General features: G+C 73.4%; 4 protein-coding genes. 1 reads left to right on the plus strand and 3 read right to left on the minus strand.

The genetic code is table 11. The features are described 5' to 3' along the window. The first annotated feature begins 159 nt into the window (after positions 1 to 159). On the plus strand, positions 160 to 3438 hold the full coding sequence (locus tag ACSNOH_RS18000; RefSeq protein WP_436722368.1) for an ATP-binding protein: 3279 nt from the start codon (positions 160 to 162) through the stop codon (positions 3436 to 3438). Between the two features lie 41 nt (positions 3439 to 3479). On the opposite strand, the gene ACSNOH_RS18005 is transcribed toward ACSNOH_RS18000, so the two are convergent. The 3 genes from ACSNOH_RS18005 to ACSNOH_RS18015 all read right to left on the minus strand — a co-directional run. Further along, entirely contained in the window at positions 3480 to 4820 is a 1341-nt protein-coding gene (locus ACSNOH_RS18005) for a PP2C family protein-serine/threonine phosphatase (RefSeq protein ID WP_436722369.1), read from the minus strand. Positions 4821 to 4906: 86 nt separating this feature from the next. After that, positions 4907 to 5335: a hypothetical protein gene (locus ACSNOH_RS18010; protein WP_436722370.1), complete on the minus strand. Its 429-nt coding sequence runs from the start codon at positions 5333 to 5335 to the stop codon at positions 4907 to 4909. A 200-nt stretch (positions 5336 to 5535) separates the two neighbouring features. Beyond that, on the minus strand, positions 5536 to 8336 hold a 2801-nt coding region (locus ACSNOH_RS18015; protein WP_436722371.1), incomplete at its 5' end, for a M4 family metallopeptidase.

Raw genomic sequence — 8336 nt, forward strand, 5'->3', positions numbered from 1 at the left:
CCGATTCTTCGGCGGGGGCTTTCTCCCGTTCGACACCCCCGGGCACCCACCGCACGATGGAAGGGTGCACGGGATACGTCCATGGGTTACGTGATCAGGCACCCCAGAGGCAAGGTCGCACCCCGGAAGGCTCCGCTCCTGGTCCGGCCGAGGCGCTCGGTGTCCCGTGCGGCCGACGCCGTGGGGCGCCGCGTGCGCTCGGCGCGGGTCCGCCTGGCCGCCCGCAGCAGGGTAGCTCCGGCCCAGCGGTGGTGGACGAGGGGCTCCCTCAAACGGTACCTGCCCTACCTGGCGACGCCGGTCATCGCGGCCTGGGTCGGGTTCGGCGTCTGGGCGCTCGTCGAGGGTCGGAACTCGCCCCTGGAGAAGTGGTGCAAGCCCCGCGGCAACGGGTGCAACGTCGTCTACGGCTTCCTGGGCCCCTCCCTGAGCCTGGGCCTCGCCACGTTCCTCTTCTTCTGCCTCACCTACGGCTCGGTGCGCCGCAGGCTCGTCCGGGCGGCCAGGAAGGACCCGCGCGGCATGGTGCCCACGGCCGGACCGGCCATCCGCCGCGTCGTCGGGCGCGAGGAGATGTGCCTGGTCATCGCCCGGGCGCTGCGCGACAAGCGGACCAGGCGCCCGTACCTGCTCGTGGGCGGCGTGGGCGCGGGGAAGACCTCGGTCCTCGTGCAGCTGACGAAGATGCTCGCCGACAAGGGCGCCGTGCCCGTCCCGGTCAGACTGCGGGACGTCGACCTGGACGGGCCGCGCCTGGACTTCCGCGAAGTGGCCATGAAGCGCTTCGCCGAGATGGCGGAGTGCAGGGTGCTCTCCGAGCGGCACAGCGAGCGCGTGTGGCGTCAGCTGTGCATGGACGACAAGGCCGTCGTCCTCGCCGACGGCCTGGAGGAGACCTTCGCCGACGACGCCGGCCAGCGGGAGCGGGACGTCCTCATCCGCCGGGCGATCGAGCGGGCGGAGGAGCAGAAGCTCCCCCTGGTGATCGCCTCCCGCCCGCACGCCCCGCTGGAGCACACCCGGGCCGCCGTCGTCGACCTGGAGCCGCTGAGCGAGGACGCGGCGCTGGAATATCTGCAGCATGATCACCCGCACGACGCATGCGACCGCCTTGACCGTGTCGTCGGGACGGCGGGCGCGGCCGAGTCGCCCTTCTATCTGCAGATCGCGCGCGAGCTGCGCGAGCATCCCGCGCGGGACGAGCCGGCGGACGCCGCCCGCTGGGAAGGGCTGACCACGCGCGACGGGGACCGGACGGCAGCGCAGCGGCGGCTGCTCGACGCATGGCGGGAGGCGCTGATCACCGGACGGCTCCACGGCGAGGTGGCGCTGGCCGCGAACGAGCGCGAAAAGGTCGTCGAACTCGTCTCCGCGCTGGCCGGGATCGGGCTCCTGCGCGATCAGCTGGAGGTCCGGATCAGCGATCTGGGAAGCGAACCGGACGTGCTGGCCCGGCTCCTGCAGCGGCTGGAGGGATGCTGCGACAAGATGGATACGCAGCGGCAGCGCGAGCTCCGGGCGCTGTGCGCCACGCAAGGGGAGCAGCTCGGCCTGGTCGAGGCGCGCGGGGAGAAGATCCGCTTCCAGCACAGCATCCTCCAGGCGTATCTCGGCTCCGGCTATCTCGACGTCAAGGACCACGCCCTGCTGGAGGGCGCCCTGACCAAGGAGGAGGGGCCCGGCCGCGAACTCCTCATCGGGCTGGGGCTGAACGCCTGTTCGGGGCGGCACGGCCCGCAGAAGCCCGTCACCGACCTGATCCTCGCGGCGGCCGAGCGCCGCAACGACGCCAAGGCCCTCGACATGTACGCCGTCGCGCTCGACATCGACAGGGCCTCGGGCGCGGCCGGCCACCGGAGCATCGCCAGGAGGCTCCGCGACCACTGGGCCAGGATCGTGTCCGGCGATCGCAGGACGATCGAAGGGGCGAAGGAACGCCTGGTGCACCGGTTCGGAGAAGTCCTGCGGGCGGTCCCGCACCCGGCCTACGAGGAGTTCTTCACCATCGCCACCCTGGAGCCGTCGTACCAGATCAGGCTGGCCGTGGCCCAGGAGATGGGCGCCGGCGGGGACGCGGCGTTCGAGGCCCTGCGCGCCATGTTCCCCCTGCCCAGGAAGGACGAGCGCGGCCGCTACGACCCCTGGGCGCAGTACGAGGAGGAGATGCGCCGGCAGTCGGACGCCGAGCACTGGGACCGCGAGAACCTCGTCAGACGGGCCGGCGTCCCTCAGGACGTCTACGACCGGACGGCCGCCGCCATCGCCGCGGAGGGGGAGGAACAGCGGCTGCGGATCTGGCGGAAGTTCGTGATGCGGGCCTGGCTCGTGCCCATGGTGGTCGGATCGGTGAGCCGCAAGCACCGGCAGCAGGCGATGGAGCGGCTCCAGCTCTGGCTGCACCACCTGGAGCCGGAGCACTCCCGCCCGCACGGGGCGGACCTGCCGATCTCCCTGGAGACCGCCCTCGCCCAGGGGTTCCTGAGCGCGGCCAACCGCAGACGGCGGCACCCGCAGACGAACGAGGAAGCCCGCGAGTTCCTCGTGGACCAGGCCGAGCTCATGCTCGCCGACGCCCGCTACTGGTACTCGCAGATGACGCTCATCCAGGCGCTGTGCCTGTGGGAGCTCCCGGACGGCACGGGAACGGACGCGCACCACCGGTCGCGCTCCGCCGGGCCGGTGAGCAAGGCCGACCCGACGAAGGCGGTGAAGCGCTGGCTTGCCCTGGCGGGCAGCAAGCAGGACCCGCGGGCCCTGCACCCGGGGGACCGGACGCCCAAGGGCGACCGTGTCCACCCCTTCGTCTCCGCGGCCGCCGGTCTCACGGTCCTCGCCCTGGAGAGCGGCCGGCCCGAGCGATTCGTCTGGATCGACGAGATCGGCATCATGAACAAGATCGGATCGTTCACCGCGGACCACCGCGACCACCGCGAGCACCGGCTCTGGATCCCGCCGTCGGTGGGGTGGAGCACCCTGCACCCGCGCGCCCAGCAACTCCTCGCCGACGTCTTCCTGCTGCGCAACCTCACCGAGCGGGAGTCGCAGCAGCCGGCCGAGCTGGAGGGGAGCCTGGTGCGGGCCGACCGCACCGATCTGCCCCCGTGCCTCGTCCGGTACCGGGGCGCGCTCCGGCCCGGGCGGACCGTCGGCATGACCGGCGACGCGCCACCGGGAAGCGGCTGCCGCACGGAGAGCGCCTGCCGCGACTGCCCCTTCCAGCTGTGTCCCTACCCCGCCATGGGCGTGCAGCCCCGGGCCGAGGTGCGCGAGGTCTTCTGCCGGCAGCAGCAGGCGCTCCTGCGCCGCTACCGCTGGAGGAGCTACCTCAACCCCCTGTCGTGGACGCGCAAGAGGGCACCGTGGCAGGACATGACGGACCGTGAACTGCGCAAGTTCTGGGGAGAGATGGCGGACCGGTCACGGACCCCCTCGGGGTGACCGCCGCCGGCCCCCGCTGCCCGGGTCCGCCCGGGTCCGTCTCAGCCCGCCTGCCGCGCCCGCAGCACGAGCAGGGCCAGGTCGTCGTGCCCGTCGCTCGGCCGGGCGTCGGCGACGGCCCCGCCGAGGACGTCGAGCGGAGCGCCCGCGTGAGCCGCGGCGACCTCGGCGATCGCGCGCAGCCCCTCGTCCAGACCGTGGCCGGGATGCTCCACCAGGCCGTCCGTGAACATCAGGACGGTGGCCCCCGCGGGCAGCACGTAACGGTGGTCGTGGCGCGCGAAGCCGGCGTCGACGCCGATGGGCACGTCGGGCTCGGCGTCGAGGAAGCGCGTGGTGCCGTCCGCGGTCACCACCAGGGGCGGCGGGTGCCCGGCGCTGCTCCAGACCAGCGACCACGCGTCACCCCGGGGCACCAGGCGCACCAGGCACGCGGTCGCCATGGTGGGCTCGGCGACCGCCTCCAGGGTGCGGTCCAGGCGGCTGAGCAGCTCGCTGGGCAGGGCGTCCGAGTCGTAGGCGAGGGCGCGCAGCATGTTGCGGATCTGGGCCATGGTGGCGGCGGCCCGCACGTCGTGGCCGAGCACGTCCCCGACGATCATCACGCGGGTGTCGTCGGGCAGTACCAGCGCGTCGTACCAGTCGCCGCCCAGGAGCGCCGGGTCCGCGGCGGGCCGGTAGACCGCCCAGGCGTCGAAGGGGGAGAGGTCGGGGAGGCTGGGCAGGAGCAGCCGCTGGAACTGCTCCGCGCCGGAGCGGACGCGGCCGTAGAGCCGGGCGTTCTCGATGGCGACGCCGGCCGCGCCGGCCAGCGCGACCACCACGGCCTCGTCGTCGGCGTCGAAGGAGCCGCCGTCCTGCCGGTCGGTGAGGTAGAGGTTGCCGTAGATCCTGCCCCGCACCGTGATGGCGACGCCGAGCAGCGAGCGCATCGGCGGGTGCCCCGGCGGGAACTGCGCGGCCTGCGGGTGGCCGGCGATGCTGTCCACGCGCAGCGGCCGCGGATCGGTGATGAGCAGCCCGAGGAGGCCCTCCCCGTGCGGGAGCGCCACCCCGGTCAGCCGGTCCTCCTCCTCGCCCCGCAGGCCCACGGGGATGAACTCGGCGAGCTTGGTGCCCTCCTCGTCCAGCACGCCGAGGGCGCCGTAGCGCGCCCCGACGAGCTCCATCGCCGTCGTCACGATGCGGCGCAGCACCACGGGCAGCTCCAGCTCCCCGCTGATCGTGAGTATGGCCTCCAACAAGCCCCGCATCCGCTCCTGGGCGCGGGCGAACTCGGCCAGCTGCTCCCCGAGCCGCCCGAGGTCCGCGTCGAGGCTCGGCCGCCGGCGGGCAGGGCTGTGCGGAGGACGGCCGTCATGATCTGTCTCGCTTGCTGCCACCGGGCACAGGCTAGTGACTCGGCGTCCGGAGCGTGGCCAATACTCGTATGTCCGTTCCGTGTCGGCCGTTACCCGGTCGCCCGGCGTCAGAGCGCCGCGACGGCCTCCTGACGGGCGTAGCTGAAGCCGTCCTCGTCGAAGTAGAAGACCGTGACCTTCACCCGGTCGCCCTTGGCGAAGTGCGAGCCGGCGGCGGGGCGCAGGCTCACCCGGGCGGCGTGGCTGTTGTAGTCGCACACGAGCTTGCCGTTCTTGATCGTCCCGGCGGCGACGGACTCGTCGTGGGCGCTCGTGCCCAGCTTCGCCGCATTGGCCACCAGCTGGTGGTTCATGCCCGGGTCGCAGGAGTACGTGACGTCCACCTGCAGGCCGGGCTCCTGGAGCGCGACCTTGCCGATCGACAGGAGGTTGGCCTTGGCGGCCGCGGACGGAGCGGTGGCGAGCGCGCCCGCACCGATCACGAGCGCGGCGGCCGCGGCACCGGCGAGGCGGCGCGCGAAGCGGGACGATGTCATCGAGGTTCCCTTCCCCCTGAGGCAACAGGTGTTCGCATGTCGTGCGAGGTCACGGATGCTACGGGACGTCTCGCGCGGACAACGGCGATTTCCGGCCACACCGGGCCCGGCGGCGGGGATGCGGTACACCGCGCCCCCGGACCGCCGCTGCCGGGTGCGGCGGGGCCGGAGGCGCGGCGTGTCACCGGTCATGTCATCGGTCAGCCGCAGGTGCCCGCCGGCCGGGTGCGGGTGACGACGTCGCTGTAGCCGGTCGTGGAGTCGATCCACACGACCTGTTTCGCGCCGGTCGCGGTCGCGGAGAGCTGCTCACCGCGGTTGCACGAGACCCGGCTCCTCTGCTTGCCGTCCGCCGAGAACTGCCACAGCTTCGTCAGTGCCGCGTTGTCGTACGTGCCGGGCCCGGTCACCGGCGCCGGCACGGCGACCGTCACCGCCTCCTCGGAGGCCGTCAGGTCGGTGGCGTCGATCGCGGCCGGGCCCGAGGCCGGGCTGAGCTCCGTCAGGCCGGTGCCGTCGAGGTTGGCGCGGCGGACGGCCGTCCGCTCCGCCGACGCGTCGTCCTTGGCCAGCCAGTAGACGCTGTTGCCGCTGATCCCCGTCGGGCCGAGCGCCGGATACCCGCCGAGCTTCTGCACGACCGTCGTCCGGCCCGTGGCGAGGTCGAACACCTCGACGGCGGACGTCCGCTCGCCCGTGTCCCACCCCCGGTCGGTCCTGGTGTAGGCGATCCGGCCGTGGCTGATCGACGGGGAGGCCGTCGTCACGCCGGGCTTGTCCACCACCTGCACCGGGATCCGGTCGCTCAGCCGTACGTACTCCACGTACCGGGACACCGTGCGCCCCTTGGTCTCCATGACCACGACGTCACCCTCGACGCCCAGCGGGGCCAGGCTGCGCCGCAGCGACCGCAGGCTCTTGACCGGTCCTCCCGCCAGCGGCCGCGCGAGGACCTCCACCGACCGCCGCCCGTAGGCCTCCCACACCACCGTCCTGCCGTCGGTGACCGGATTGACGTGGTAGCGGCCGTCGTTGGGGCTCATCAGCCTGGGCGCGCCGGTGCCGTCCGTGCGCCCGGCCCACACCGAGTACGGCTCGGAGCCGGTCTCGTCCGACTTGGACGCCGCCCACCAGCCGCCGCCCGCCCCCACCCGCGAGCCGTCCGTGTTGACCCGGGCGAAGAGCTGGTCGGAGTCGGCGCCGAGGGCGAGTTCCCAGCCGGGCACGATGCCGTGGGCGTTGAAGGACCGCTCGACGGCCTTCAGCTCCTTGCCGGAGACCTTCAGGTCCTGGGCGGCGGCGAGGACCGCGGCCCGCCCCTCGGTGAAGCCGTCCAGCGGCGTCATGTACGCGGTGAGCGCCTTGTAGACGATCCGGTCGGCGAGCGTCCGGTCGATGTCCTCCCGCAGGTCCCACAGCGCGCCGGAGAAGATCGTGGAGTTGAGGTGGACGCCGCCGTTGTCCGTGGCGAAGCCCACGCCGAGGAAGGACTTGGAGGTGTTCCTCCCGTCGTTCAGGTCGCGCACGGCGCACTCGCGCGGGCCCTTCGTCCGGCACAGCCCGTCGCCCAGCAGCCCGGCGTCGGGGCTGTCCATGGCGATGCCGAGGGCGTCGGTCTTGACGGCGTTGCCGAAGTAGTCGGCGAGGGCCTCGTTGAGGGCGCCGGACTGGCCCGCGTAGACGAGCCCGGCGCTGTTCTCCACGACCCCGTGCGTCATCTCGTGCCCGACGACGTCCAGCGCCGCGGAGAACGGCCGGTACTCGGCGTCGCCGATCCCGTAGACCATCTTGGTGCCGTCCCAGAACGCGTTCGCGAAGGTGCCGCCGAAGTCGGAGACGCCGACCAGGGAGTTGAGGGTCATGCCGCGGCCGTCGAGGCTGTCGCGGCCGTGGACCTGCTTGTAGTAGTCGTAGACCTTGCCCGCGGCCCAGTGGGCGTCGACCGCGCCCGCGTCGGTCGCCTCCTTGCCGAAGGCGGGCGCGGGCGAGGCGAACTCCTTGATGCCCTCGGGCCAGGCACCCGACGCCTCCCACACGCCCCTGCCCCGCGCGTCCCACGTGGAGAGCACGTTCTTGCTGCTGTCGCGCATGCGGGAGTGGTCGCGCATCACGTACGTGCCGCTCGCCTCGTCACGGGCCAGGTCCAGGCCGACGGTCCGGCCGCCCAGCGTGACGCCGGAACCCTTCACTCCGGGGTCGTCGGCCGTGGCGGCCGCGGGACGGGAGCCCACCGGGCCGCGCGCCCCCGCCGAGGGCGCCCCGGCGGCGGGCTTGCCCGCGGTGGGGGCCGGCGTCCCGGCGGCCCGGAACGTCTTGATTCCGCTGTACTGGAGGACCGGATAGCCGGCCTTCGCGTCGACGTACACCTCGTGCAGCACCGGCGCCCCGGTGGCCGGGTCCGTGCCCCGCACCGTGACGTGCCGGGTGAGGACGCCCGGGCCCTTCGGCAGCACGACCAGCCCGCGGGACGTGCCGGTCAGCGGCTGCGCCGCCGTACCCTTGGCCTTCTCCTCCACCCCCGGGCCCGCGCCGGGGCGCTGCGCGCGGAGCCGGTCCGAGGTGGCGTCCACCGCCCGCTCGACGGCCAGGTCCTCGTCGACCTCGGGCGTGGTGCCGGCCGTCAGGCCGGTGAAGTACTTGCCGGAGGTGCCGGTGACGACGCGTTTGCCGTCCTTGTGTTCCATCCGGACGACGTACTGTGCGCCGAGCACGTCGACGCCGCGGTGCCTTTGCTGCAGCCGCACCGTCTCCGTCCCGCCGTCCGCGGTGGTGCGTACGGGCTTCAGGTCGCGGCCGGGCTCGGCGATCCGGTAGCGCGCCTTCTTCTCCGCCAGGTGCTTGCGCGCCGCGTCGGCCGCGCTCCCCGCCGCGTCGGCCCCCTCCCGGATGCCCGTCACCAGCGCGGGGGTCTCCGTCCGCTGCCCGGGGATCGCTTCGCCCGGGGCCGGGGGCGGTGGTGCCGCGGCGCCCGCTGGCGCCGCGGAAACGACGAGTGCGGCGG

The organism is Streptomyces sp. URMC 127, from assembly GCF_051386535.1.
Taxonomy (GTDB): domain Bacteria; phylum Actinomycetota; class Actinomycetes; order Streptomycetales; family Streptomycetaceae; genus Streptomyces.

What these genes read in the sequence shown, in the direction of transcription:
- ACSNOH_RS18010 (WP_436722370.1), bottom strand. Translation starts at nt 5,335, where the DNA reads ATGACATCGTCCCGCTTCGCGCGCCGCCTCGCCGGTGCCGCGGCCGCC.